General features: G+C 44.0%; 21 protein-coding genes and 1 pseudogene. 6 read left to right on the forward strand and 16 right to left on the reverse strand.

The features are described 5' to 3' along the window. Positions 1 to 10: 10 nt before the first annotated feature. From HMPREF9186_RS04450 to HMPREF9186_RS04475, 7 genes and pseudogenes are all read right to left on the reverse strand, one after another. The gene (locus tag HMPREF9186_RS04450) at positions 11 to 1618 is read right to left on the reverse strand and encodes an alpha-glucosidase (protein ID WP_009731616.1); all 1608 of its coding nucleotides are present in this window, start codon (positions 1616 to 1618) and stop codon (positions 11 to 13) included. Between the two features lie 69 nt (positions 1619 to 1687). Beyond that, positions 1688 to 3919 carry a glycoside hydrolase family 31 protein gene (locus HMPREF9186_RS04455; protein WP_009731617.1) on the reverse strand — a complete coding sequence of 744 codons (2232 nt, stop codon included), beginning with the start codon at positions 3917 to 3919 and terminating at the stop codon, positions 1688 to 1690. Between the two features lie 146 nt (positions 3920 to 4065). Next, positions 4066 to 4161, reverse strand: a pseudogene (locus HMPREF9186_RS11620) (CPBP family intramembrane glutamate endopeptidase); the annotation flags it as partial. Positions 4162 to 4506: 345 nt separating this feature from the next. After that, the gene (locus tag HMPREF9186_RS04460; protein ID WP_009731618.1) at positions 4507 to 5181 is read right to left on the reverse strand and encodes a potassium channel family protein; all 675 of its coding nucleotides are present in this window, start codon (positions 5179 to 5181) and stop codon (positions 4507 to 4509) included. Positions 5182 to 5190: 9 nt separating this feature from the next. Beyond that, positions 5191 to 6573, reverse strand: coding sequence for a TrkH family potassium uptake protein (locus tag HMPREF9186_RS04465; protein ID WP_009731619.1), 1383 nt, complete (start codon positions 6571 to 6573; stop codon positions 5191 to 5193). Between the two features lie 32 nt (positions 6574 to 6605). Then, complete coding sequence (locus HMPREF9186_RS04470; RefSeq protein WP_009731620.1) at positions 6606 to 7370, reverse strand: nucleoside phosphorylase; 765 nt, start codon at positions 7368 to 7370, stop codon at positions 6606 to 6608. After that, on the reverse strand, positions 7367 to 7936 hold the full coding sequence (locus tag HMPREF9186_RS04475) for a sugar O-acetyltransferase (protein WP_009731621.1): 570 nt from the start codon (positions 7934 to 7936) through the stop codon (positions 7367 to 7369). Before HMPREF9186_RS04475 ends, HMPREF9186_RS04470 begins: the two co-directional genes overlap by 4 nt. A 177-nt stretch (positions 7937 to 8113) precedes the next feature. On the opposite strand from HMPREF9186_RS04475, the gene HMPREF9186_RS04480 reads away from it, so the two are divergent. From HMPREF9186_RS04480 to HMPREF9186_RS04495, 4 genes are all read left to right on the forward strand, one after another. Continuing rightward, on the forward strand, positions 8114 to 8857 hold the full coding sequence (locus HMPREF9186_RS04480; RefSeq protein WP_009731622.1) for a DeoR/GlpR family DNA-binding transcription regulator: 744 nt from the start codon (positions 8114 to 8116) through the stop codon (positions 8855 to 8857). A 12-nt stretch (positions 8858 to 8869) separates the two neighbouring features. After that, positions 8870 to 9679, forward strand: coding sequence for a Cof-type HAD-IIB family hydrolase (locus HMPREF9186_RS04485; RefSeq protein ID WP_009731623.1), 810 nt, complete (start codon positions 8870 to 8872; stop codon positions 9677 to 9679). Between the two features lie 271 nt (positions 9680 to 9950). Then, positions 9951 to 11369: a vWA domain-containing protein gene (locus HMPREF9186_RS04490; protein WP_037613930.1), complete on the forward strand. Its 1419-nt coding sequence runs from the start codon at positions 9951 to 9953 to the stop codon at positions 11367 to 11369. A 151-nt stretch (positions 11370 to 11520) separates the two neighbouring features. Next, positions 11521 to 14235, forward strand: coding sequence for a DEAD/DEAH box helicase family protein (locus HMPREF9186_RS04495; RefSeq protein WP_009731625.1), 2715 nt, complete (start codon positions 11521 to 11523; stop codon positions 14233 to 14235). A 56-nt stretch (positions 14236 to 14291) separates the two neighbouring features. Here the strand turns inward: HMPREF9186_RS04495 and HMPREF9186_RS04500 are convergent, their stop codons facing one another. The 4 genes from HMPREF9186_RS04500 to HMPREF9186_RS04515 all read right to left on the reverse strand — a co-directional run bounded on the left by HMPREF9186_RS04500 (position 14292) and on the right by HMPREF9186_RS04515 (position 20385). After that, positions 14292 to 15329 carry a zinc-binding dehydrogenase gene (locus HMPREF9186_RS04500; RefSeq protein WP_009731626.1) on the reverse strand — a complete coding sequence of 346 codons (1038 nt, stop codon included), beginning with the start codon at positions 15327 to 15329 and terminating at the stop codon, positions 14292 to 14294. Positions 15330 to 15418: 89 nt separating this feature from the next. After that, the gene (gene hemH, locus HMPREF9186_RS04505; protein WP_009731627.1) at positions 15419 to 16513 is read right to left on the reverse strand and encodes a ferrochelatase; all 1095 of its coding nucleotides are present in this window, start codon (positions 16511 to 16513) and stop codon (positions 15419 to 15421) included. A gap of 320 nt (positions 16514 to 16833) precedes the next feature. After that, complete coding sequence (locus HMPREF9186_RS04510) at positions 16834 to 19359, reverse strand: ABC transporter ATP-binding protein/permease (protein ID WP_009731628.1); 2526 nt, start codon at positions 19357 to 19359, stop codon at positions 16834 to 16836. Between the two features lie 111 nt (positions 19360 to 19470). Next, a complete protein-coding gene (locus HMPREF9186_RS04515; protein ID WP_009731629.1) occupies positions 19471 to 20385 on the reverse strand; it encodes a cation diffusion facilitator family transporter in 915 nt (304 codons plus the stop codon). A gap of 132 nt (positions 20386 to 20517) precedes the next feature. Here HMPREF9186_RS04515 and HMPREF9186_RS04520 point away from each other — a divergent pair, with 132 nt between their 5' ends. Both HMPREF9186_RS04520 and HMPREF9186_RS04525 read left to right on the forward strand, forming a co-directional pair. Further along, a complete protein-coding gene (locus HMPREF9186_RS04520) occupies positions 20518 to 21057 on the forward strand; it encodes a TetR/AcrR family transcriptional regulator (RefSeq protein ID WP_232198426.1) in 540 nt (179 codons plus the stop codon). Between the two features lie 38 nt (positions 21058 to 21095). Further along, positions 21096 to 21428, forward strand: a complete 333-nt coding sequence (locus HMPREF9186_RS04525; RefSeq protein WP_009731631.1) for a hypothetical protein — start codon at positions 21096 to 21098, stop codon at positions 21426 to 21428. 63 nt (positions 21429 to 21491) lie between these two features. Here the strand turns inward: HMPREF9186_RS04525 and HMPREF9186_RS04530 are convergent, their stop codons facing one another. The 5 genes from HMPREF9186_RS04530 to HMPREF9186_RS04550 all read right to left on the reverse strand — a co-directional run bounded on the left by HMPREF9186_RS04530 (position 21492) and on the right by HMPREF9186_RS04550 (position 25763). Next, positions 21492 to 22364, reverse strand: coding sequence for an SDR family NAD(P)-dependent oxidoreductase (locus HMPREF9186_RS04530; RefSeq protein ID WP_009731632.1), 873 nt, complete (start codon positions 22362 to 22364; stop codon positions 21492 to 21494). Between the two features lies 1 nt (position 22365). Further along, positions 22366 to 23202 (reverse strand): alpha/beta fold hydrolase, encoded by an 837-nt coding sequence (locus tag HMPREF9186_RS04535; protein ID WP_009731633.1) that lies wholly within the window; start codon positions 23200 to 23202, stop codon positions 22366 to 22368. Between the two features lie 13 nt (positions 23203 to 23215). Next, positions 23216 to 24220 (reverse strand): NADP-dependent oxidoreductase, encoded by a 1005-nt coding sequence (locus HMPREF9186_RS04540; protein ID WP_009731634.1) that lies wholly within the window; start codon positions 24218 to 24220, stop codon positions 23216 to 23218. Positions 24221 to 24297: 77 nt separating this feature from the next. Next, the gene (locus HMPREF9186_RS04545; protein WP_009731635.1) at positions 24298 to 24729 is read right to left on the reverse strand and encodes an Rrf2 family transcriptional regulator; all 432 of its coding nucleotides are present in this window, start codon (positions 24727 to 24729) and stop codon (positions 24298 to 24300) included. 95 nt (positions 24730 to 24824) lie between these two features. Continuing rightward, the gene (locus HMPREF9186_RS04550) at positions 24825 to 25763 is read right to left on the reverse strand and encodes an AEC family transporter (protein WP_009731636.1); all 939 of its coding nucleotides are present in this window, start codon (positions 25761 to 25763) and stop codon (positions 24825 to 24827) included. Positions 25764 to 25841 lie beyond the last annotated feature (78 nt).

Consider the following 25841-nt stretch of genomic DNA (forward strand, 5'->3'; position numbering starts at 1 on the left):
CTTACGTTCATTAGGCTAATTTGACACAGAAAGCATCCCAAGGGGCCAACTTGCCTGATTCGAGGACTTGTTCCACCTTGGTATTGGCAATGAGAACCTCTTCAACCCCATTGACGAGTGGCAACTCTTGCTCTTGACTTGAGAGATTGACAACCACCAGATAGGCTTGCTCTCCTTCTACTCGCTTGTAGGCAAAAACCTTTTCGGCTGCGTCCACCAATTCATAATCAGCTGTCACAAGCCAAGGATGCTCTTTTCGCAAGGCGATGAGAGCTTGGTAGGTATAGAAAATGGAGTCTGGATCTGCAAGAGCAGCTTCTACATTAATCTCCTTATAGTTTGGGTTGACCGCAAGCCATGGACGACCTGTTGTAAAGCCGGCTTCTGCTTCATCATTCCACTGCATCGGTGTCCGTGCATTGTCCCGACCAATATGGCGGATCTGATCCATAATCACTTCGAGTAGCACACCTTTTTCTAAGGCTTCATGGGAATAGTTGATTGACTCGATATCTTCTACGTCCTCAAGGGTCTTAAATGGATAATTGGTCATTCCTATTTCTTCGCCTTGATAGATATACGGAGTTCCCTTCATCAAGTGAAGCAGAATTGCTAAAGCCTTGGCAGATTTGACACGGCAGTCGCCATCATCCCCCCAAGTTGACACAATCCGTGGGAGATCGTGATTGTTCCAAAAGAGGGAATTCCAGCCTTCGTCTGTCCCCAATTCTGTCTGCCACTTGGTAAAAATTTCCTTCAATTTAGGCACATCCAATTCTTTAGCGTAATGCCATTTTGGTTGACCCGGTTGGTATTGAAGACCAATGTGTTCAAATTGGAAGACCATGGACAATTCTTGATTTTTTGGATTGGAATATTGCTTAGCAATCTCAGGTGTCGCCCCCCAAGTTTCTCCCACGGTGAGCAGATCCTTATCGCCAAAGGTGGCTTGATTCATTTCCTTCAAGTAAGGATGAAGCATGGGACCATTGCTGATGATTTCCTGATCTGGGATCTTACCGATCATATCGATGACATCCATACGGAAGCCACCAATCCCCTTGTCAATCCAGAAATTCATCATGTCATAGATCTGATGACGAAGCTCCTCGTTTTCCCAGTTGAGGTCTGGTTGCTTCTTACTGAAGTTATGCAGGTAGTATTGGCCTGATGCTTCATCCAATTCCCAAGCAGAGCCACTAAAAGCAGAAATAATACCATTGGGCTCATCGCGCCAAATATAGAAATCCCGCTTTGGACTATCTGGATTTTCACGTGCTTCGATAAACCAAGCATGCTCATCAGAGGTATGGTTGACCACCAAGTCCATGATGATTTTGATCTTGCGTTTATGGCCTTCTGCGATCAATTCTTCCATATCTTCCATAGTCCCAAAGATGGAGGCAATATCCTCGTAATCCGAGATGTCATAGCCGTTATCATCCATGGGACTCTTGTAGACTGGTGAGAGCCAGATCGCTGTAATCCCTAATTTTTCCAAGTAGTCTAGCTTGCTCGTGATCCCCTTGAGATCCCCGATGCCATCGCCATTACTATCCTTGAAACTCTTTGGATAAACTTGGTAAATTACGGCATTATGCCACCATTTTTGTTCCATTTTTTTCTTCTCCTTTATGATTGTGAAATCACTTTCATCATACAAAAATAGGGATGAAATTGCAAGAATTTACAAGTCTTCATTCTCTTCACTGGAATAAATCACTTCAAAGAGACGTTGACGCAAACCTTCCTCTAAAGGCGTAATGACCTTCATCAACTGTTTCCAATTCTTGGCTGTTGAACAAGCCGCAAATAATTCATTCTTTCTATCGTAGGCCAGGTTGGCAGATTTCAAGAGCTCAAACATCCGATCTTCTTTTGCAGTAGGACGCGATTGCAGCTCACCCATCGCAATCTCCTGACTGTGATTGTCCACTAAGATAGGGGCTGTCTCAAAGGTATGGAGGAAGAACCGGTGCTGTCTCTTTTCAGGAAGCAGCGTTCGATCACCTGTTAAATCCAACCTAATCTTTCTTTCATCCCAATTGACAGTTAGGCGGGTTTCAACCCTGTTATCTCCTTCTCCTTCAAGGAGCACGAAGGAACGATTGTCACCTGGGAAAAGATGCCAGTCCAGCATTTCTGGGAGCTCTACCCCTGTCTGCGGTTGTGCATCCATAGGGATGACGGCTCCTGCACGCGCAAAGACCGGAATATCCTGGCTAGCTCTAAAGACTGTAAGCTTGCCTTTTCCTTCGTACTTCCAATCATGGAAGAAATCATACCAAACTCCGTCTGGGAACCAAACACTCACAGAAGCACTATGATAGACAGGATCCAGAGCCTCTGAAATTGGGGCCACCATGAGTTCACTACCAAAGAAATATTGATTTTTAGCCTCATAAGCATCTTCTTCGTTTGGATAGTGGTAATAGAGGGGCTGAACCAAAGGCAGTCCTTGTTCATGCGTCGCCACATTCATGGTGTAAAGATAAGGTAGTAAGCTGTGACGCAGGCGTAAATATCGCTTCATCCAGCGACAGGTCTCAGACGAGTAAAACCACGGTTCCTTGCTGTTAAAAGCATTACAAGAACTATGGAGACGATTGATCGGGCTAAAGACCCCAAATTGCAACCAGCGAAGAGCCAAGTCTTCATCATAGTAACCCCGCATATGGCCACCAATATCGTGACTCCACCACGTATAACCGATATTTGAAGCTGTGCTGGTAAAATAGGGTTGAAAGGCTAGGGATTCCCAAGTCACAATGGTATCCCCTGAAAAACCGATCGGATACCGGTGGCTGCCAGGACCTCCATAACGCGATAAGATAAGACCAGCTTGACCTGTACGACAATTGTCTAGATAATGATAATGATTTAACAACCAAAGGGGATCCATCTTGCCATGACTTCCCTGTTGCCAATCAATCCACCAAAAGTCGACTCCTTGATCTTCCAAGGGATGATGGACATCTTCGAAATAAGCTTCGCGAAAGGCTGGACTGTAAAAGTCAAAGCTAGCCGCTTCTTCTTTTTCCGCATCTAATCCCAAGCGTTTTGCGACCATGGGGTAAGCATCCTCGAAGGCACGAATGCCATCTGCTGGATGGACATTTAAGGTCACCTTTAAACCACGCTCATGAAGACCATGTAAGAAGGCAGCTGGATCAGGAATCAAGTCCCGGTTCCAACTATAGCCCGTCCAACCACTTCCAAAGCGAGCAGGAATCGCTGTCTTGTGCCAGTCCATATCGATCACACTGACAGCCAAAGGCACCCCTTCAGCCTTGAAACGATCCATTAAATCTGTGTACTCCTGACTGGTATAAGGCCAATACCGACTCCACCAGTTTCCCAGAGCATAACGTGGCAAGAGAGGGGGTTGTCCCGTCAGATGGTAAAAATCTTTCAAGGCCCCTAGATAATCGCGCCCATAACCGAAGAAATACAGATCCACTTCTGGACATGGCCGTGCTCTAAATCCGCTTTCGACATCATACAAGTAGGAGCTGGAATCGTCTAAAAGAGCATAACCGGCCTTGCTCAAGATCCCATCTTCCAACTCCATAGCTCCATCGACCTCGTCAAGCGTCCGACTGGTCCCTTTCAAGGTCTCAGGCTGATCACCATAGTGCCACCGGCTACCATAGACTGCATACTGACCCTTGAGCTCGATAAAAAGCCGATCCGGTGTAAAAGGTCCCTTTTCAAAATGAAGGTGGAGATGCTCCGTATGCAGATCGAGGACCTCTTCTGTCTCTACGACCTCACAGGCAACAGGTCCAAAATCACGATTTTGCACAACTTGCGTCTGACCATCTTCAAAAACACCACCCTCTGAATATTCCAAGCGCACCAAAGATTCCGTTAATACGGAGATTCGGTAGTTCTCTCCCTGTATCACTGATCCTGCCATTTGTCTTTCCTCCTCTTTTTATGGAGCATCTGACTGCCCGCTTTTTATCTGCTTCACCTCACCGTGTAAGCGTTTACGATTTTACTATAGCACTCAAAAAAAGGCCTGTCAACACCTGACAGAACCTTTCCTAAAATATTATAAGATCAACTTCCCCAATGGATCAAGAGATACATGAGACTCGATCCAAACATATCTGCCAAGACATGCATGAGGAAAAATGGCAAGAGATTCTTGACGACCTTGAGGACGGACGTTAGGTGAAATTATCCAGTGGATGATTTCAGCAATTCAGGAAGTTCCATGACTAAATTAAGATACAGAGGGCATCTGCGGAGTAAAAATTAAAAATCATATTTCTGCAGAATCATTTCACCTATTTTAGTTAAAAAATAGGTTATCAACATTCTGAGGCTGGGACAAAAGTCCTAGCCTCTTAATTGTTTTTGTACTGTTGAGCAAGACGCAGTGGTTGAGTGGGCTCTACTACGCTGATTTCATCAGCTTTTACAGCCCTACTCAACTATGCGGAGGTGGGACGACGAAATCGAATTCTAACGAATTCCCGATTTCTGTCCCACTCTCTCTCAGTTTGTTTCCTCTAAGAGGTCTTGGATTCTATCCAGATACTGGTTGTCTGTCACCGCCATCACGCGCACCCCTTCTGGCCAGATAAAGTCGGGACCAATCTGACTTCGCAAAGGCTGGTCTTCCGCATCTCGATAGCCAATAATATTGAGTTGAAATTGGTCTCTGATTTCCAAGTCTCGGATGCTTTTTCCTACCCAGCTAGCTGGAACCGTAAACTCGACCACCACCACTGCTTCATCCAACTGGAAAACTTCAATCCCATGTTGGAAGAGGATCATCTTAGCTAGAGACATGCCCGCTTCTACCTCTGGTAGGATGACCAAATCAGCCCCAATCCTCTCAAGGACTTCCTTGGTCACTTCATTTTTAACCTTGGCAATGACGTGCTCGACTCCAAGGGCCTTACAGTGCATGACCGCCAGCACACTGGACTCTAGGTTTTCACCCGTCGCGATCACGACTGTGTCACAGGTACCGATATCAGCCGCATCCAAGAGGTCCATTTCTGTAATGTCTCCAACAATTCCAGTCGTAATCATGGATTCATATTGGTTGATCACATCTGCGTGATCGTCAATTGCAATAATATCCACATCCTGATCCTGTAAGGTTTTCAGGACACTCTGTCCAAAAATTCCCAATCCTAAAATTCCAATGGTTCGATTCGCCATGAGTTTCTCCTATCCGATAATGATGTCTGCCTTGGCATACTGCAAGGTATCTGCTTTCTTGGCTTGGTAATTGTTCAAACTGACCATAAGGGTCAAAGGACCAATCCGTCCGATAAACATGAGGACCATAATAATGGCTAGTCCCGCCCCATTTAAGGTCGAGGTCACATTGGCTGTCACGCCTACTGTCGCTAGAGCGGATACCACCTCAAAGACCAAATAAATAAAGCGTTGGCCATCCGGCGTCACCAAACAGATTCCTAATAGACCCACTAAGAAGGTCAACTGGAAAATCACCGCCGTCCCAAAGGAACGTTGAACAATGTCTGGTGAAATGGTACGTTTTCCTAAATTGGTATGTGGTAGCCCTAATAGTTCCTTCCGAGCCAGGAGCAAGAGGACCAGGAAGGTGGTGATCTTCATGCCCCCTGCTGTCCCACCCGGTGCTCCACCTAAAAACATCTGCAAGAGATAGACGAAGAGCGTCACTGGCCGGACTGCTGTATAATCTAAGGATGCAAAACCAGCTGTCCGCATACTGACAGTTTGGAAGAAGCTGACCAAGATCTTCTCTCCTAATGGAAGGGACCCAATCGTTGCTGGATTATTAAACTCGGTCAAGAGACTGGTTACTGTCCCAAAGAGAAGGATCGCAGCTGTTAACCAGAGAACCACCTTGGTATGGAAGCGAAGAGTCCGCCGTCCTGATTGATTACGGGCCTTGGTAGCCAGGTCAAACCAGACCATGAAGCCCAAGCCCCCAGTAATAATAAGGGCAGATAAGGTCATATTGACCAACCAATCGGTCTGGAAGCTCATCATACTATCGCCCCCAAAATTATCAAAGCCCGCATTACAAAAGGCCGAGACCGCAACAAAGATAGAGTTAAAGATTCCATGGCCCCAACCAAATCGAGGAATGAAGCGAATCATGAGGAGCAAGGCCCCCAGTCCTTCGATGGTAAAGGTGGTAATGAAAATAGAACGGACAAAACGGGCCAAGCTCTGGTTATTGCTAAAGCTAAAGCTGTCCCGGATGGTCTGTCGGTCCTTGTAGCTAAGCTTTTGGCGACCTTCCATAAAGAAGAGACCGATAAAGGTCAAGATCCCCAGGCCACCAATCTGAATCAAGAGCATACAAATCAATTGCCCCCAACCATTATAGGTCGAAGCTACTGATTGGGTAAAGAGCCCTGTCACACAGACCATGGAGACTGCTGTAAAAAGGTGGTCGACATAACCTGCTTTTGAGATTGCTTGCTGGACAAAAGGCAGACTCAATAAGAGGGAGCCCACCAGGATAACCAAGGCAAAGCTGAGAAAGATTCGCCTTGCCGGAGACAGGCTTTTAATTTTGGCCTGCCATTGTTTAAAAAATAATTTGACTAACATAGCTTCATTGTATCATAAAAAGGTGAAAAGACCTACAAGTGATGAACCATCTCTAGGCACAATTCTAGGGCCTTCTCAAAAGCTTCAGCACCCCAGTCACGCTGGTCATAATTTTCCAGGTCTGCAAGAGAATCTGCGGTAAATAGGAGCAAGCCCCAAACTACATCACGAAGCTGGGCGACTGCTGCCAGTGAGGCGCACTCCATCTCCACAACACTGCACCCTTCTTGAATGCGATAGGCTACCTTGTCAGGCGTTTCTCGATAAAAGCCGTCCGTCGACCAGGTCATGACTTCTTGATAGGGAATGGACGCTTGTTTTAGAACCCTTTCAATAGCAGTCAGTGCACGACGATCCACTTCCATATAACGAGAAGGCGCCACATAATGGTAACTGGCTCCCTCATCTCGCAAGGCCTTGGTCGGGATCAAAAAGGAATTTTCTTCTATGTCTACCAAGACGCCACAGCTGCCTGCGGAAATGATTTTCTTCACCCCATAGCCAATCAACCAATCCATGAATTGAGCTGCTGGTGCAGATCCAACTGGCGCTTGGGCCAAGCAGAGTTTCTCCCCTTGGTGCTCCAGAACATAGACTGGATAAGCCTTGGTAGCTGAGACAAAGGTAGCCACTTGCTCAGCTCCAACAGCTTTGGCAAAGCGATCAATTTCATCCTCTAAAAAAGCATAAACGCATTTTTCAGGCAGGTGCAGGTCTAACCCCTCATGAGTCGGCATCAGGACTGCCTGTGGGTTGTCGTCAAACTCTAAAATAGGAATTTCATGTTTATGGATCATCCCTTCTCCTTTTTAACGGGTATTTCTTTAATGACACGGGCTGGGTTTCCTCCAAGGACCACATTATCTCCAAAGGACTTGGTCACGACTGCCCCAGCACCAGCGACCACATTATCACCCAGCGTCACACCAGGAAGGATGGTGACACCTCCTCCTGCCCAGAAATTGTCCCCAATAGTAATCGGAGCCCCATACTCCAGACCAGAATTGCGTTCATCTGGATCCAGTGGGTGCAAGGGTGTCAAAAATTGGCAATTAGGACCAATCATGGCATTCTTTCCAATCGTAATGGGACATATATCCAACATAGTCAAATTGTAATTGGCATAGAAATGCTCTCCCAGATGGATGTTGATCCCATAATCCACAAGAACCTGACGGTTGAGATAGAGGTTTTCACCGGTAGAGCCAAACCACTCTTTGATGATGGCCGCCCCTTTTTTAGGGTCTACTTCTTGGTTAAAGGCCTCTTGTTTCTCCCGAGAGGCTTTGGCCAAAGCCCGTAATTCAGGGTCTGCAGGTCTATAATAGTCACCTGCAATCATTTTTTCATATTCACTGGCCATAAGGAAACCTCCACGTTATTTTGACATATTATAGCAGAATTCCCCCTTTAAAACAAACGTCAGAAATAAGGTTTTACAAGAAAAAGATCATAAACACTTAAATACACTTAATAAAACTTGCATCCACTTACAAAATGATGTACAATGAAGGCAAGAACAGCAATAAGGAGCGAATTCATGTACCAGGAACAACGGCTCGAAAAAATCCTAGAACTTTTAGAAGAGCGAAAACAGCTATCCGCTAAAGAAATGGTCGATTATTTCAAGGTCTCAAAAGATACTATCCGCAGAGATTTTGCCCTTCTGAGCCAACGCCAGCTAGTCCGTAGGACCCATGGTGGACTTCTCCCCTTAAACAAAGAACCTGGCCCTTCTTACCTAGACCGCAGTCAGAAAGCCAACAAGGAAAAGACTGCCATGGCTCAAAGGGCCCTGCAATTGATCCAAGATGGACAAGTGATCTTTCTCGACGTTTCCACCTCGATGACCCTGCTTGCTGGCATGCTGAATAAGGAAGTCACGGTCTATTCGCATTCTCTTGACAATGCCATCCAGCTCAGTAGCCATTCCCAGGTTGACGTTCATCTCCTAGGCGGGAAATTCTACCCTAAAAACCGCTTCTACTATGACGCGAATCAAGCACACATACTGGACAATCTTCGCTTTGATCTTGCTTTTTTTGGAGCGAGTAGCTTAGCCAATGGCGAAGTCACCTTTGAGGATGCTGAAGACGTTGCAGTCAAGTCCCTCGTTTTTGAACGGACTCGTACCAAGGTGCTGGTAGCAGAAAGTGCAAAGTTCCACAAACATGCCAACTACTATCTCGCTCGTCTCAAGCAATTTGACTATTGGATTACTGATCAAAAACCAAGCCCTGAAATCCTTAAACAAATCGGCAGTGAAACCACTATTCTCTATTAGGAGGTCCTCATTATGTCTCACATTCGTCTCATCATCAGCGACATCGATGGTACTATCTTAAATGATCACCATCAGATCGATCCACAGTTGGTAGCATTGATCCCAGATTTAAAACGCGAAACCATTCCTTTCGTACTGGCTTCTGCTCGTTCTCCAAAAGGAATGGCTCCCATTGCCAAAGAACTCGGTATAGAAGACTGCCCCATAGCTTGCTACAATGGCGCCTTGATCCAAAAGGGAGAGCAGGTTCTTTTCGAGCACCCTGTGAACAAGACGGAGGCCCGGAACTTTATCGACTGGGTCAACCAACACTTTCCTCAGGTTTCGATCAACCTCTATAGTGGAAAAGACTGGATGACCGACCGACTTGACCAATGGAGTCAAGAGGAAGCCCGGATTACAGGGGAAAAACCTCTCATTCTTCCCCTATTGGATCCTTTGCTGGATGCGACTAAGCCCCTCCACAAATTGCTCTTAATTGGAGAGCCAGAAGAGATCCAAGCTCTCTATCGCACTATTTCTGCCGACGACTTCCCTTCTACCGCCTTTTATCTCTCCAAAGCCAACTACCTAGAAGTCACGGCTAAGCAGGTCTCCAAAGAGGATGCTCTGGTTGAGCTAGCCAACCACTACCACTTGTGCTTAGAAGAAGTCCTCACCATGGGAGACAACTTCAACGACCTCCCTATGCTCAAAAAAGCAGGCATCGGGGTCGCTATGGGCAACGCTCCACAAGAAGTGAAAGACGGAGCGACTGTCGTGACAAAGACCAACAATGAAAATGGTGCTGGACAAGCGGTTGAAATCTATGTGTTGATTTAGAGACATAAATAAAGTGACTAGCTAGTATTTTTTACAGCAAAAAAATAGAGTAGAAATACTGATAGAATAGGGTTTCTTGCCAATTGCTAGGAATCCTATTTTTTATTGTATATTTTGTATATTAAACCTATTTTATGCATATTTTTCTTGTTTGGTTATTTATCAATAATTAGGAATATAAAAGTCAGTGAAACCCTTGATTATTATACCGTTGACAAGTTTTTCAAAAACCTGTATGATAGAAAAAAGTTTATTAAAAAGGGGACGTATTTTGAAAAAATATACTATTTCACGTAAACAAACTTTAACTTTAGCTTCCGTTGTTTTAGGAACGATCTTCACAGGAACGACTATTGCTTCTGCTGATGAGGTTGCACCTAGCACAACCCAAGCCGCTCCTGCAACTTCTACAGAAACAAAATCACCTATCACTGCTGCAACAGAAGAAATCAATGCCAAAGCCAATACACCAGTTGTTCCTGCTGATAAAGCAAAAACCGGCGATGTCATCGCTGTGGACGTCAAGAAAACTGGCCCATCTGCTAAAACAGACGGCGCAGACACAATCACTACTTCAACAGCAACTATCAAAACCACTAGCTTAGCAGATCAAGACACACCTGTTGGCACTTCAAAACCAGTGTCATCTACCAAGACAGCTACATCAACTAAGGAAACAGCTGACTACACTGAGACAACTACAGAAACAGTTAATAAAACAACTGTAGTCGAAGTGACAAAAGAAGCAGATGTCGTCAACAAAAAAGAAGTCCAAGGAACATCAGATATCGTCTTTGTCATTGATAAATCAAGTTCGATGGATTCTCACATCAAGGATACGATGAAGAATATCGAGACCTTTGTTCGTAATCTTTCTGCTAAAAATATTCAAGCTCGTTTAGGGTTGGTTGAATATGAAGACTCAAAACAACAAAAATACCACGATTTTAATGGATCAAAATTCACAAGTGATCCAGAAAGCTTCATTTCTGCTCTGAAAACTATCAAAATCTGGGGTGGTTTTGAAGATGCAACTGTTCCATTGCACCACATCGCTACTTCAAAAGACTACGACTGGGGATCTGGTGCAAACAACCATCGCTTTGCTTTCCTCATCACAGACGAAGACATTGATCTTACACCATATACACCAACCAAAGAAGCGACACTGAAGGCTCTTCAAGATGCTGGTATCTCTTTGACAGTGGTTGGTGAAACACGTGATAAAAAAGACTTTGATCCATTGGTCAATGGAACAAATGGTCTTTACCTAGATATCCGCAAAAATTTTGGTGACTTGTTGAACGTTCAATTTGCCAATAAAGTGGTTGAAACTGTCCAAAAAGGTCGTGTCTTCAAAGTCCAAACAGACAAGTATGAGTTGATTTCAAAAACTCACCGCGTGGCGAAAGCAAAACCACAAACGCCTAGCATCCAAACACCTGCAACACCGACTCCTACTCCTCAGAAACCGGCTGTTGTCACTCCTGCGAAACCGACAGTCTTCACACCAGCTAAAAACGAGCCTGTGAAAACAGAAGTCTATATAGCACCAGCAACTCTTCCTCAAAAAGAAGCAAGTCTTCCAAATACAGGAAGCAAAAATTCAATTGCCTTGACAACTCTTGGCCTTGGTCTTCTTAGCATGGGTGCTGCCTTTGGTCTCTCTCGTAAAACAAAAAAAGACTAACATGCAGAGCCTAATCAGTTGATTGGGCTTTTTAACTCACTCAAAATTTCCCCTTCGCTATTTTTATTAGAAAGCGGAAATCTTCAACTTCAACCAAGGGATTCTTGTCCTCCGCTATGATATAATGGGGACAGTACAAGGGAGGAAACCTATGTTACAAGAACTAGCCTTTACAGGCCAATGGAGACACTACCAAAAACGCGTCCTCGATAAGAGTGAGGCTTTTATGGCGGATGGCCACCTGCATTTGGTAGCAGCTCCTGGCTCTGGGAAAACAACCCTGGGTATCGAATTTATCCGGCGCTTTGGGCAACCAACTCTGATCTTAGCTCCTACGGTCACGATTCGTCAGCAATGGGTCGACCGGATTGTCCAGGCATTCTTGAAAGATGAAAGCCAAGCGGAGCAATTGATATCTCAGGATCTCAAACATCCTAAGCTGATTACAGTGGCTACCTATCAGGCCCTCCACAGTGCTATGAATCAAGTCGTCGGTCAATCGCAAGCTGAGGATACCGATGACCAGGCAGAGATTGAAACATTTGATTTCAAAGGCTTTGATATCTTTACTACTTTCAAAGACATCTCACTTGGAACCCTCTGTTTAGATGAGTGTCACCACCTGCGCAATGAATGGTGGAAGAGTTTGGAAGCCTTTCGCCAAGCCTTCCCTGACTTAAAGATGATCTCCCTCACTGCTACCCCTCCCTATGAAGGGGACCCTGCTCTTTGGGAACGCTATATCCGCATGTGTGGGGAGATTGATGAGGAAATCACGGTTCCCGAATTGGTCAAGGAAGAGACCCTTTGTCCCCACCAAGACTATGTCTACTTTGCCTTTCCAACAAAGGAAGAGCAAAAGCAGTTAGATGCCTTTAGCCAACAAAAGCATGCTCTCTTGCAACAACTGACTTCCGATCCCCTCTTTTGTCAATACCTGCAATCCTGTCAGGCCTTATCTGGTCAGATCAGCCATGATGAATTGCTCAATGAACCCAAGTATCTCTCTGCTACCCTGATCTTTCTTCGAAGCAAGGGAATCGCCTTTCCCAACCGTTTCCAGGACCTTTTAGGAGCTAAAAAACTACCTTCTTTCACTCTGGACTGGCTTGAAATTCTCCTGCAAGGCCTGCTCTTTCAGGTTCCCCACTGGTACAATCTACCAGAAGAATACGAAAAGCAACTCCTCCATGAATTAAAAGCAGCTAGCTTAATCGATCGAAAACAAGTCAAACTGGTCCGCAACAAAAAACAAGATCTCCTGCTGAATCAATCCCTTGGAAAACTCAATGCGGTTCGAGAGATTTTCAAGGCGGAATACCAGGCTCTTGGAAGCCAACTGCGCCAACTGGTTTTAACAGACTATATTCGCCAAGACTTTGAAGTTCATCTAGGGGACAAGGACGCCCAATTCACTCAGTTGGGAGTTCTCTCGTATTTTGAATCCATTCGCAGGGAAAGCATAGAGCTAACGACTCCTCCTGCCATCGCTGTCTTAACAGGTACTATCGTCATCATCCCAACAGTTGCTAAGCCAAGATTAGAAGAGCTTCTAGGAGCGGATCGACTGACTTACCAAAATGTCGGCCAATTATCTCCTGATGATTTTCTCAAGGTTCGCTTGGTAGGTTCGCAACATGATTTGGTGACAGCTGTGACCCAGCTCTTTCAAGAAGGGCTCATCCAAGTTGTCATTGGAACCAAGTCTCTTCTAGGAGAAGGCTGGGATGCTCCTTGCGTCAATTCTCTGATCCTAGCGAGCTTTGTCGGCAGTTTTATGCTCAGCAACCAAATGCGAGGCCGTGCCATTCGAGTGTGGCCTGAGGATCCAGACAAGACCAGTAACATCTGGCATCTTGTCTCCATCAATCTTTCCCTAAAGAAATGGTATGAAAAGTCCGATCTTGAAAAAGAAGAGATCGAAGCCATCACTGATCAGCTGAAACAATATAGTCCTGATCTGGAGCTCTTAGAAAGACGGATGAAGCAATTTTTAGGCCTCCACTACAAGGAACCCTTTATCGAATCCGGTATCGAGCGTCTGGCCTTTGACAATATCCGCTATACTAAAAAACAGTTACAGAAACTCAACGAAGAGACCTTAGAGCGCTCCACCCATCGTCAAGAACTCCGGGATGGCTGGCAAAAAGCTCTTCCGATTCTGGAGAATATGGAGATTGCAAACGAGGTCCAAGTGGATAAACACTTCCTACCTCTTGCCCTATTTTTTGACGCCAGAAAGCTAGCTCGTTGGCTGACGGCCGCTGCTTTGACCGATTCTTTCGCCAACCTTTTTTACTATTCACATAGAGGAGGAGGGAATAAAGCGTCTCTAATTCTTCTATTCGTCTTAGCTGTTCTCGCTCTCCTTGCTTGGCTCCGCTACTATCTCTATAAGAGTCCTTATAAACGGTTAGAAGTCTTCGGCCAGGCTATTCACCAAGCCCTGCTCCTTTCTGGGCAGATTCAGACCCAGGAGACCCGTATCCAAGTGGTCCGAGATAGGAAGGATGCCATCAACACGCTGATCTATATGAAGGGCGGAACCATGCGAGAGAAAGAGCTCTTTTCGCAAACCATGATCGAATTTTTCGCACCGATTGAAAATCAGCGCTACATCCTAAAAGCACAGGAAAAGGTATCCGATCAGACAGAATATTTCGCCGTACCAAGCCTCTTTGACAAACGTAAAGAAGAGGCCCAATCCTTTGTCGAGCAAATCCGAAAGAGCCTAGGTAAGTATGACCTCGTCTATACCCGAAGTGCCGAAGGTCGTGCCATTCTCCTAGATGCTCGCATCAAGGCCCTAGCCAACAAACAAGAGCGCACCTTCACCAAGAAGCAAGTGATGTCGGATTTGAAATAATAACTGATTTCACTACAAAAAAATTCTAGTAGACAACCTCTACTAGAATTTTTTCATTACTCAATGACAATCATAGCCTTAATGGTCTTGCGTTCATCCATGTCTTTGTAAGCTTGATTAATATCGTCCAAGCTATAGCTATGGGTGAAGACGCGTCCTGGATTGATATCGCCATCAAGAACGGCCTTGAGCAAGAACTGCTTGTCATAGGTAGTGACAGAGGCTGCTCCACCTGCCACTGAAATGTTTTGGGCAAAGGTCGAACCTAGAGCACGGTTATTGTAATGAGGCACACCGACAAAACCTAAACGTCCACCATTGTGAAGAACCCCAAGGGCCTGATCAACAGCTGCTGCGGTACCGACACATTCAAGAGCGGCATCCGCTCCTCCTCCAAGGATTTCACGGACCTTGGCAATCCCTTCTTCCCCACGCTCTGCTACAACGGCTGTAGCACCAAATTCTAATGCCATTTGTTGGCGGTCTTCGTGACGGCTCATGAGGACAATTTGCGATGCTCCCCGCATCTTGGCAGCAATCACAGCGCATTGCCCCACGGCCCCGTCCCCGATGACAACCACTTTGTCGCCCCGTTTTACATGAGCCACACGCGCTGCATGGTAGCCTGTCGGCATGACATCTGCTAGCGTCAAGAAGGATTTGAGCATGGCTTCGGTATAATCTGACGGTTGCCCAGGGATTTTGACAAGGGCCCAGTTGGCGTATTCAAAGCGCATGTACTCTGCTTGAACCCCATCAGACCAGTTGATGCCAATATGGCGGTCACAGGTCCCGTCATAGCCAGCACGACAAGCATCACACTCCCCACAACCATGAGTGAAAGGGGCGATGACAAAATCTCCCGGTTTCACCGTTGTAATAGCTTCTCCGATTTTTTCAACGATCCCAATAGCTTCGTGGCCACTATTTTGATGACCCGCTTCAATATCTGGATTGCGGTAGCTCCAGAGATCAGATCCACAGACACAGGTACGAACGATGCGGAGAATGACATCATCCGGTGCTTCTATGTGTGGACGCTCCACTTCTACAAGGCCCACTTGCCCAGCTTTTGTATAAACTGTTTTCTTCATAGGAACAACCTACTTTCTATTGCTTACTTTTCTATAGTATACACTTTTTATCGAGCTCTAGCCCACTTCCTGGTTTAAAACTCCGTCATTTAATCATATTTTTTCCCATACTTCTTTTCTAGCATTTTCTTAATCAGATAGGGCATTTTGACATTTTCGCGGCCTTTCTTATCAATCAATTTTCTGACAAAATCGGGCATTTGAATATCTTTTTCTGCTTCCAAAATCTGACCTGTACTTGAAGGAGCTTCCAACTCATCAAAAGTCTCTAGCTGAGGTTGATAGTCACTATAGTCACCATCTATATGAGACTGAATGGTTGACAGAAGGGCTTTAATCAGTCGTGAATCGCTATTTGGCATAGGAGGTCGGTGATAAGCCACTCCGAGCTCCTGGCATAGCTCCTTACACTCCACATCATTATCAAAAAGAACTTCAATATGCTCACTAATAAAAGCAATCGGAACAAAAATATAGTGGTCAGGGTGTTCCTTCTCATCATGAAGGTATTCTAAGACATCAGGTTTAATCCAAGGAATACCAATATCACTCTCACTCTGCCAAGTATTGGTGTACTGATCCTCTTCAAGCCCTAAAATCTCTGCAATCATGCGACTATTGTCATAAATCTGATCGATATAAGGATCACCAAAATCAAGTGCCAAAACTGGGACACTATGAGCTGAAAAAATCACCCTAAAGCTGTCATCTCTAATTTGATCTAAAATATTTCGAATCTCATCAGCCCAGTAGTGAAGAAGTGAAGGTTCTTGGTACCAATCCTTGATAATTTGGAACCTAATCTGCTCACTTTCTAAAAATTTTTCATATCCCATGACAGAATAGTAGGAATAATGAGGCTCTAAAATCAAGCACAAACATTCTTCAATTCCGTCATTCTCCATCTCTTTGATTACATCAGTGATAAAAGGGCGGGAAAATTTATTAGCAAAGTAAACCGACGCTTGATTTCCAAGAGCAGTAGCAACCATGTCCACTTCTTCTCTAGTTATCCTTTGGAGTGGGGTTCCACCGATTCGGACGTAATTGTCATATAAAGTCTGAATTTCATGTGGTTCAGGACGAACCCCACGGCGTATATTTGTGAAAAATTCCGCTACTCCTTCATAGGTAATCTCTTCTGGTGAACCAAAGGTCATCATCAACACAGCTCTTTTACTCATAACTGCTCCTTACTATATCCTTTCCACTATTTTACCATGAAAAGGATTTCTTTAGGAAGCTCTTTTATAAATCATTTGGAAGAAGCAACCAATTTTCTAGGTAAATACACAAGCTATTAAAAGAAATCATTCAAAGAAGGTGGAACAAATATCTTTTTATGTCCAATCCGATACTGTATTATTCTTTGAAAACAACATCTATTTGAAATGACCATCTTTCATGTAAGGAGAGAAGATTTGAATCTCTTTCTAAGAATTTCTACACAATAGAAAAAGTGGATAAAGAAACATTCTTCTATCCACTTTATTGTTTACAGCTTTTATTCGCTACGTAAAGATTCCACTGGGTCTTTCTTTGCGGCGATGCGTGAAGGGATGAGACCAGCTAACATGGTAAGGACAATGGAGATACCAATCAGGATGATCGCTGCTTCCCATGGTAACTGCGCTACGTTTTCCACGTTAGTCATTTTCGCAACGACGGCATTGATTGGAAGTGTTGCAAGGAGTGTAATTCCGATACCGAGCACTCCGGAAATAAATCCTTCGATAGCTGTTTCGGCCGTGAAGATACGACGGATGTCTTTCTTCGAAGCCCCCATTGCACGTAAGATTCCGATTTCTTTTGTACGTTCGAGAACCGAGATGTAGGTGATAATCGCAATCATAATCGATGATACGATGAGCGAGATGGCTACGAAACCAACGAGTACGGTTGTAATCACGCCCACCATTGTCGTAATCGAAGACATAATGGTTTGAATATCGTCGGAGTAGGCGAGCACTTTGTCGTCTTCGCCAGCGTCTTTTTTCGCCGTGTTATAAGCGTTGATGAAGTCCTTCAACTCTTGTTTTTGTTGGAAGGAAGAGGTGTAGAACTCGATGGCAGCCGGTTTGGATTTGTCGATGACACCCAATTTCGCGAGATTTTCCTCGTAAGTGGCAGCCGAGTTTTCGTTGTATTGTTGGATATATTGTGCTTGTTGTTCAGGCGTCAATTTGACCAACTTGATTTTTTCTTCTTCGGTTAAATCAGCCGAATTGAACGGTTTTGGATCTTTGGCAAATTCTTTTCCAGTAAATACATTGATAGTTGGGTTAGCTTCTTGCTCCTTCACGATGTCACTGTTTTGAATTTGTTCAGAAGTGTCATCGATAAGGGCGCTTGTATAAGCTACCCCACCAGAAGGAGAGTTCACCCCAGAACTGGTGCCTTCTTTTTGACGAAGAACGCCGACAATTTTAAGCTCAAGGCCATTCTCTATTTGCGTCTTCATATAGGCTTCGTCGTTAATTTTATTTATCCATTGGTTGTTTTCTTTGACGAAGCGATTCGTGTTGACAACAGCTTTGAAAGTTTTTCCAATGAAATCCCTATACTGATAGGTTTGGGATTTGAGTTCATCCAGTTTCTTCGCATCGTTTAATTCGCTAGGGTCTTTGATGCGTAAGCTATAAAGGAGGAGGTCACTGATTTGGTTCTCTTCATCCACGATCAGGACGATTTCAGATTTATCCTTCGGAAGGCGACCTTCTAGCACATCATATTGCGCCTTAAGCATTTCCTGGTCGCTTGACAGTTGGCTCCAGTAGTCGATGTTTTGCAAATAGCCTTTAATTGTTTGGTTGGCCGTATCGACTTCGTCCGCGAGGTTAGACGGAAGAATGCTCTTTGGACCGTTAGAGGTGTCACTGGCGTAAATATAGGGTTGTAAATTGTACTGGTAACGAATATCTTTTGTAAGGTGTGCGGCTTCTGAAGCGTGTTTATCTAAGTAGGTTTTGAAGGACGCGAGGTCATTTTTCCCTATTTGTTTTTTCAATAGATTCGTTAAAAGCGTATTGACACCGAGTTCGTTTTTATCCCTATAAGGCTTTTCACTCAAGTCTGGAGAGGTTGCCATCAGATTACTCTGGTTCTGCTCGCTAATCGTCAATGGCAAAGAGACAAGAGTGTCTTCTTGCACCTTTTTCACATAATCGCTCACACCGTTTGAGAGGGCCAAGATCAGGGCAATCCCGATAATCCCGATGGAACCAGCAAAGGCAGTCAGAAATGTCCGACCTTTCTTCGTCAATAGGTTATTAAACGAAAGGGACAAAGCCGTCAGAAAGCTCATCTTTGTCTTTGTAAACTGAATGTCCCCTTGTTTGGGTTCTTCGGTTGGTTCGTATGGATTCGAGTCGCTTAAGATATTTCCATCTAATACTTGTACGATACGTGTAGAGTAGGTTTTCGCCAGTTCTGGATTATGCGTCACCATGATCACGAGACGTTCTTTGGCGATGTCTTTTAATAACTCCATGATTTGAAGAGAAGTCTCAGAATCGAGCGCTCCTGTTGGCTCATCAGCTAAAACGACTTTAGGATTATTGACAAGAGCACGCGCAATCGCGATTCGCTGCATTTGTCCGCCAGACATTTGGCTTGGTTTCTTATATAAATGATCTTTTAGGCCAACGCGTTCAAGTACTTCGATGGCACGCCTCTTACGTTCCGATTTAGAAACGCCAGAGAGCGTCATCGCAATTTCGACGTTTGAGAGTGCCGTTTGGTGACCAATCAGATTATAGGATTGGAAGACGAATCCGATGGTGTGGTTTCTGTAGCTATCCCAATCGCGGTCTTTAAATTGCTTGGTTGATTTTCCTTGGATGAGTAAATCACCCGATGTGTATTGGTCGAGTCCACCGATGATATTTAAGAGGGTGGTTTTCCCTGAACCCGATTGTCCGAGAATCGAGACGAACTCATTTTCACGGAAACGAATCGATATATCCTTCAAAGCGTGAAACTCTTGATTCCCCGTATAATAAACTTTTGAAATACGTTGTAGTTGTAACATATACTCGATCCTTTCATAAATATGAGTAGTCTATCACAATTTGAATTGGGAGTCAATATATTAAATCGATGATTTCTAAAATATCCTCAACAAAGGAAAGATCGATTTCCATTAATGATGGTGATGGTGGTGGTGATCATGTCCATGACTTTGACTGGCTTCCAGCTCTTCGATATTTCGCTTGTGGGAGCGGTGAGTTGCTAGGTCTTCATCCACTTCGATGGTGACATTTTGAAAGCCACTCTCTTTGAGCAAGTCTCGAATAGACTCTTTACAGACCTCCATATATTTGACATGGTCCAGACAAACATGGACAATAGCATTTTTCTCTAAGCCATCCATGGTCCAAAGATTAAGCTGATTGATACTAGCTACATTGTCCAACTGCTCTAAATCATTCTTAACTTGATTGATATCTACCCCTTCTGGCACAGCATCCAGGAAAATCTTGAGCGTGCTCAAAAAACGGGGAATAGCTTTGGACAGAATAAAGAAGGAAATAGCAAGAGACAAGAGGGGATCTAGGATATACCAGTCAGTAAATCGGAGGACAATGGCCATCAAGATGACAGCCAACCAACCTAAGGTATCTTCCAAAAAATGCAGGCTGAGAATGGATTCATTCTTAGTTTGCCCCTTGCGAATAACCAGACTCGCCAGCACATTGACACTGATAGCAATCATTCCCAACCAAAGAAGCCCTTCGTCATTGACGGGCTGAGGGTGGAAAAGCTTGCTTACATTTTCTAAAATCACCATACCAGACCCGGTCATCAGAATGACTGCCGTTACTAAAGCCCCTAATAAGCTAAAACGCTTGTAGCCTAGGGTATAGCGGCTATCTTCTTGACGATTGGAGATCGTTTCTAGAAAGGCCGAGAGGCCAATGGCTAGAGCATCCCCCAAGTCATGGACAGAATCAGCGAGAACAGCACTGGAACCAAAGATTCCCCCTGCAATAAACTCAACAATGGCAAAACTTAGATTCAAGAAAAAAGCCAGCCAAACAGCACGTTTTGAACTCATTTTTTTACCTTCCTTTGGTATAATAGTAATAGTATTATCTTCTCACTAGTATTATCTCTAACTCTAAAAAGAAAGGATAGGGGCAAACTGTTTAGGATGTACGTTACTGAACAATTTGTTCAAAGTGTCCATATGACAACACAGGATCGTCGTATTACCAAAACTAGGAAAGCTATCTATCATGCTTTTTTACACTTACTCAACCAAAAAGACTACGACATTATTACCGTTCAGGAAATTATTGACCGTGCTGATGTGGGGCGTTCAACTTTTTACAGCCATTACGAGAGTAAGGAACTCTTGCTGGATGAACTCTGCCAAAAACTCTTTCACCACCTCTTTGAGCGAGATGATCAGCTCTCTCCCCAAGACTACCTAGCCCATATCTTTCAGCATTTCAAGAAAAACCAAGACCATGTGACCAGTCTCTTGCTTTCCAAAAATGATTATTTTATCCGGCAACTGAAAAAAGAACTGGAGCACGACGTCTACCCCATGGTAGCTGAGAAACTGATTCAATCTCACCCCAACATCCCCCACTCCTATCTCAAACACCTGGTCGTAACCAACTTCATTGAAACCCTCAGCTGGTGGTTGAAAAAAGGCAAGACTTATACCGAACAAGAAGTCATCCAGTTTTATTTGGAGATTTTAAACGTCGCTTCTAACTAAGGTGCGACTTTACATCATGTATCATAGAAAGGAAAACTATGCTCCTCCCCATTCTTCTCGGCTTTTTCACAGCCTTATTTGCCCTTGTTTTTGCTCTTCTTCATTTATTGGTCAGCCTTTCCGAATTAAAAAATGGCAAAAAGACCCTTGGAATTTACCTACTTTTTCTAGGAAGTAGCCTTGCGACCTTCTCTCTCATCCTCTACTTCCTTTTGCCAATTCTTGCTTTATTCATTTGGCTGATCGGAGTTAGCTTGATTTGCTACGGAGCCTATTGGAATGGCAAGCACAAAGAAAACTTCCATCTAGCCCACCATGTCATTCGGATCGGAATTGCTCTGATTCTTACCATTTTATTAGCCCTTATCTAAGAAAAACTCAAGTTTTATCAATGAAAACTTGAGTTTTTTGATAGTTACGAAATCAATAAGGAATTAAAAATCCTGCTTTTCTTTAAACAGTTTAATCTTTTCTTGGCAGTAATCCATCAATTTCTGTGCTTTTTCAAATGAGTAGCCTTTTTCAGATACAGACTTGACTTTCTTTTCATCAAAATAGTAGCCTGTCAAGCCCCTGACTTCCTCTGATAAGGTGAGATAATAGCCTGTTTCGATTCCCTGATCTAGATCTTTCGAGAGAGATTTCATCAGGCGTCCGAAGAGAGACTTTTTCGTCTTTGCATCACTAGAATGATTCCCTAAGTTAGTCGAATTTAAGCCGGGATGGTAGGCATTAATAGTGATATTTGAACCTTTTAAAAAGAAATCTCTTGCTAGATAGCGTGTCATCCAAATGGTATAGAGTTTGGAATTATTATAGGCCAATCCTGGATGATAGTTGTTCTCAAATCCAAAGTCCAAATCCTTGACTTTGGCAAAATGATGCATATAGGAAGAGGTATTAATGACACGGCCATCAGTCGCTTTTTCTAACAAGGGGCTTAGCTCAGTTGTTAATATATAGGGAACGAGAACGGATAACATAAATGTCAACTCGACATTTTCAGCACTCGCTTTTCGGTCTTTTCCTGCATACAGTCCCGCATTGTTAAATAAGACATCGATACGTTGAAAGTCTCGCTTAATTTCCTCTACAAATCGATAAACATCCTCTAATTTTGAAAAATCGGCCAAGTAACCAGACACTCTGCCTCTCAAGGAAACTGCCCGAACCTCTTGAAGCACTAATTCCAGTTTTTGAGGATTGCGACCATGAAGAATGACCTGATGACCTTCACTGGCCAGTTTCTTTGCCAAGTGCTTTCCAATGCCATCCGTAGCACCTGTTATTAGAATGGTTTTGACCATATTAGTCCTCCAAGAAAGCAATGAGTTCTTTTGAAAACTCCTCTGCATATTGGAAGATCGAACCGTGACCAGCATGTGGATAGATGATGAGTTTACTATCTTTTATTTTCTCATGCATATCATAAGAATTTTCCGTTGGAACCTGCATATCCTTGTCTCCGTTGACGATTAAGGTTGGTTGGGTGATTAATCTTAGGTCGTCTTGAGAATCTTTCCCCCAACGTTTAATAGCTTTGAGTTGAGTCAAGAAACCAGGCACACTCATGTCTTTGTCCGCAAATTCCTTGGTTCGCATTCCCATTCGTCCGAGAACTTTCAAGGCTTCGATTTTTCCTTGTTCATCATGTTTATAGAAGATATAGCGTTTAGGATCGATGCGCTCGAGTCCAGCTTTAAACATATAGTTAAAGGTTTTCCCTGTAACCTTATCGACCTCTTTTCCTCCTCGAGGTCCTGTTCCTGCCAAGATGAGACGGTTGACCAAATCAGGCTTGATTCGGACCATTTCTTGAGCAATCATGCCTCCCATAGAAAGACCAAGGAGATTGATTTTATCGTAACCAAGGGCTTTTACAAAGGCAATTGTCTGCTCAGCCATTCCAGGAATGGTTGGCGCCACTTTGCCTTGACTGGCTCCCACACCAGGAAGGTCGACCACAATCACATGGTGTTTTTCAGCAATCAATTCCAAGAGTTTTGGATCCCAGTTGTCGAGGGTTGCTGCCAAATGGACTAGCATCAGAGGAGGTAGTTTTGATTTGCCTTTGCTGAGTTCGCGATAGGCAATTTGATTTCCTTGGACAGTGATGTATTGATTTTTAGTTGTAAGATATGACATTGTCTTTTCCTTTTTATTTCTTAAAGCTGAGGACTGTTTTTCCACGTGAGCGCCCATTAGCGACCTTGTCTAAGGCGCTATTCACCTCTTCAAATGGATAGACTGTATCGATAGAGGGCTTGATTTCGAGTTTGCTAAAGAGGTCAGCTACCTCTTGTAATTGAGCACCATTGCTTTCTACAAAGATAAAATGGTAGTGAACGCCGTATTTGTCAGCCATCTTATCAAATTTGCGACCGGCTAATCCAAGAATCATCTGTTTCCATTTTGGCAGGTTCATGCGTTTGGCAAAGTCACCATTTGGCATAGCACGGAGGGAAACAAGCTGACCACCTTTTTTCATGATAGACATTTGTTTTTCAGTCTCAGCGCCACCAAGGGTATCGAGGACATAATCAACCTGGCTAACAGTTTTTGCATAATCCTCTGTTTTGTAATCGATAAAGCGGTCTGCTCCTAGCTTCAAAACTCGCTCAGCACTATCTCCAGCCCCATTGGTAATGACTGTCAAGCCCTTGGCCTTGGCAATTGGAATGGCCATTCCACCGACACCTCCAGTACCACCAGAGATAAAGATCGTCTTGCCAGCTTGAGCTCCCATGAGTTCTAAGGCTTGCATAATGGTTAAGGCAGTCAAAGGCACAGCAGCGGCTTCCTCGTCAGACAAATAGTCTGGAACCTTGGCTAGAGCCTGATTATCGACGGCTACGTACTCTGCAAAGGCACCAATATGATCAAGTGGTAAACGTCCAAAAACTCGGTCTCCAACTTTGAGATTTTTGACTTGTCTACCGGTCTCTTCAATGATACCGACCACTTCATTTCCAGCAGTTTGTGGGAGTTTGTAAGGGACGATCATCTTGACTTCTCCTCGGGAAATCATATTATCCAGAGGATTAACACCAGCAGCGGTAACTTTGACCAAAACTTCTTTGTCTGTGATACTTGGTGTAGCGATTTCTGTGATGTTCAGTGTGATATTCTTTTTGTTGTATGATGTATGTTGTGCGGCTTTCATTGTCTTCTCTTTTCTATTTTTTGTTGTATCTGATTAAGATACAAGTTTAGTCTTTTTAAAACTGATCTGCATGCAAATCAGTTTCGTTTTTGTTTGGCTTCTTTATAAAGATTGTTAATGACTTCTTCTAAGGTTTGCTGGGCTAATTCCTTCTCAAGTTGAGCTTCAGCGCTAGTAAATAGTGGCGAAACGGCAGCCTGGATATGTTTTCCAACGGGACAATCGGGATTGCTATTTTGGTGAACAGGAAATAAGCTGATGTGGCTGACTTCTTGTGTCGCAAAATAAATGTTAAGTAAGTTCACTTCCTTTGGGGACTTACTGAGTTGATAGCCTGTTTTTCCTTGATGAGACTGGATTAGTCCAGCATTTTTCAATAAGGCAATCACCTTACGAATATAACTAGCGTTAGTCCCAACGCTCTCAGCCAGAGCTTGTGAACTTAGGTTTTCCTTACTCTCACTAATCATGGTTAGGATGTGCAAGGCTACTGAAAATTTCGTATCCATATAAACTCCTTTAGATGACTTGTATCTGATGCAAGAACAAGTATAACACAAATAAAAAGAAAAGCAAGACTTTTGCTTCACTTTTTTTAAAACGATCAAGCCATCAACACCATGAGTATCGGAATGACCACCATGGTAGCAAGGGTCGTCTCTGTCACCATGACCGCTGCGTAATCACTATCAGCTCCGTAGAGTCTGGCAACGACCGGGGCATTGGTCATCACTGGCATAGCGGACTGGATGATAAAGACTTGCTTCATCAAGCTTGGAAGAGGGGCCCAGTAAACAATGGTCGCCATTAGGAGTGGAGCAACCACGAAGCGTCCTAGTAGAATGAGGAGCTGATCTTTTCCAAGCACCAACTGCTTCACGCCTACATGAGATACCGACAAACCGATGAAAATCATGGATAAGGGGGTTGTTAAATTGCCCAGATACTGCAAATCACTGGCTAGAAATGCAGGGAGCTTTATCTGCAGTATCACCATGACTAGTCCCAAGATGAAGCCCATCAGAGGAGGTGAAAAGACTTTTTTCACACTCGTTTTGAGATCAAACTGAGCTTCTCCTTCGCCATCCCGCTGGATCAAGTAGGTCCCCAAAGTCCAGAAAAAGGTCGTATTACACATGTAATAGATCAAAACATAAGGAATACTAGCATCCCCGAAGAGGGCTTGGTTAATGGGGAGCCCCACAAAAATCGTATTGGAGTTAAAGAACATGGAAATAAAGAGGCCACGGCGGTCCTGTCTCACTGCAAAGATCCTGGCTACTGCTGTCGCTATTCCAAGCAAAACGACCATAGACAGGGCAGGAAACCGCAATGCTGGCAACATTTTTAGGAGGTCAGCCGCTGTAAAACGCTGTGTAATGGTATAAAGCATATAGCAGGGCAGAGCGATTTGAGTAACTAATTTTGCGATCAAACCACGTGACTTGTCATCAAACCAGCCTTTTTCACCTATGACAAAGCCCACTAATATCATCCCCAGAATGACCAGAATCCCCGATATGCTCTTAAGAAAGATATCCATGTTCTCTCCTTTTCTTTTTATAAATTTGAACTAGAAAACCCATTATTTTCAAGTCTCAAAAACTACTCTAGTATATCA

The sequence above is a fragment of the Streptococcus sp. F0442 genome (assembly GCF_000314795.2).
Taxonomy (GTDB): domain Bacteria; phylum Bacillota; class Bacilli; order Lactobacillales; family Streptococcaceae; genus Streptococcus.

Excerpts from the sequence above, each read along its gene's own strand:
- HMPREF9186_RS04450 (WP_009731616.1), bottom strand. The coding sequence starts at position 1,618 with ATGGAACAAAAATGGTGGCATAATGCCGTAATTTACCAAGTTTATCCA.
- HMPREF9186_RS04455 (WP_009731617.1), bottom strand. The coding sequence starts at position 3,919 with ATGGCAGGATCAGTGATACAGGGAGAGAACTACCGAATCTCCGTATTA.
- HMPREF9186_RS04460 (WP_009731618.1), bottom strand. The coding sequence starts at position 5,181 with ATGGCGAATCGAACCATTGGAATTTTAGGATTGGGAATTTTTGGACAG.
- HMPREF9186_RS04465 (WP_009731619.1), bottom strand. The coding sequence starts at position 6,573 with ATGTTAGTCAAATTATTTTTTAAACAATGGCAGGCCAAAATTAAAAGC.
- HMPREF9186_RS04470 (WP_009731620.1), bottom strand. The coding sequence starts at position 7,370 with ATGATCCATAAACATGAAATTCCTATTTTAGAGTTTGACGACAACCCA.
- HMPREF9186_RS04475 (WP_009731621.1), bottom strand. The coding sequence starts at position 7,936 with ATGGCCAGTGAATATGAAAAAATGATTGCAGGTGACTATTATAGACCT.
- HMPREF9186_RS04480 (WP_009731622.1), top strand. The coding sequence starts at position 8,114 with ATGTACCAGGAACAACGGCTCGAAAAAATCCTAGAACTTTTAGAAGAG.
- HMPREF9186_RS04485 (WP_009731623.1), top strand. The coding sequence starts at position 8,870 with ATGTCTCACATTCGTCTCATCATCAGCGACATCGATGGTACTATCTTA.
- HMPREF9186_RS04495 (WP_009731625.1), top strand. The coding sequence starts at position 11,521 with ATGTTACAAGAACTAGCCTTTACAGGCCAATGGAGACACTACCAAAAA.
- HMPREF9186_RS04500 (WP_009731626.1), bottom strand. The coding sequence starts at position 15,329 with ATGAAGAAAACAGTTTATACAAAAGCTGGGCAAGTGGGCCTTGTAGAA.
- hemH (WP_009731627.1), bottom strand. The coding sequence starts at position 16,513 with ATGAGTAAAAGAGCTGTGTTGATGATGACCTTTGGTTCACCAGAAGAG.
- HMPREF9186_RS04510 (WP_009731628.1), bottom strand. The coding sequence starts at position 19,359 with ATGTTACAACTACAACGTATTTCAAAAGTTTATTATACGGGGAATCAA.
- HMPREF9186_RS04515 (WP_009731629.1), bottom strand. The coding sequence starts at position 20,385 with ATGAGTTCAAAACGTGCTGTTTGGCTGGCTTTTTTCTTGAATCTAAGT.
- HMPREF9186_RS04520 (WP_232198426.1), top strand. The coding sequence starts at position 20,518 with ATGACAACACAGGATCGTCGTATTACCAAAACTAGGAAAGCTATCTAT.
- HMPREF9186_RS04525 (WP_009731631.1), top strand. The coding sequence starts at position 21,096 with ATGCTCCTCCCCATTCTTCTCGGCTTTTTCACAGCCTTATTTGCCCTT.
- HMPREF9186_RS04530 (WP_009731632.1), bottom strand. The coding sequence starts at position 22,364 with ATGGTCAAAACCATTCTAATAACAGGTGCTACGGATGGCATTGGAAAG.
- HMPREF9186_RS04535 (WP_009731633.1), bottom strand. The coding sequence starts at position 23,202 with ATGTCATATCTTACAACTAAAAATCAATACATCACTGTCCAAGGAAAT.
- HMPREF9186_RS04540 (WP_009731634.1), bottom strand. The coding sequence starts at position 24,220 with ATGAAAGCCGCACAACATACATCATACAACAAAAAGAATATCACACTG.
- HMPREF9186_RS04545 (WP_009731635.1), bottom strand. The coding sequence starts at position 24,729 with ATGGATACGAAATTTTCAGTAGCCTTGCACATCCTAACCATGATTAGT.
- HMPREF9186_RS04550 (WP_009731636.1), bottom strand. The coding sequence starts at position 25,763 with ATGGATATCTTTCTTAAGAGCATATCGGGGATTCTGGTCATTCTGGGG.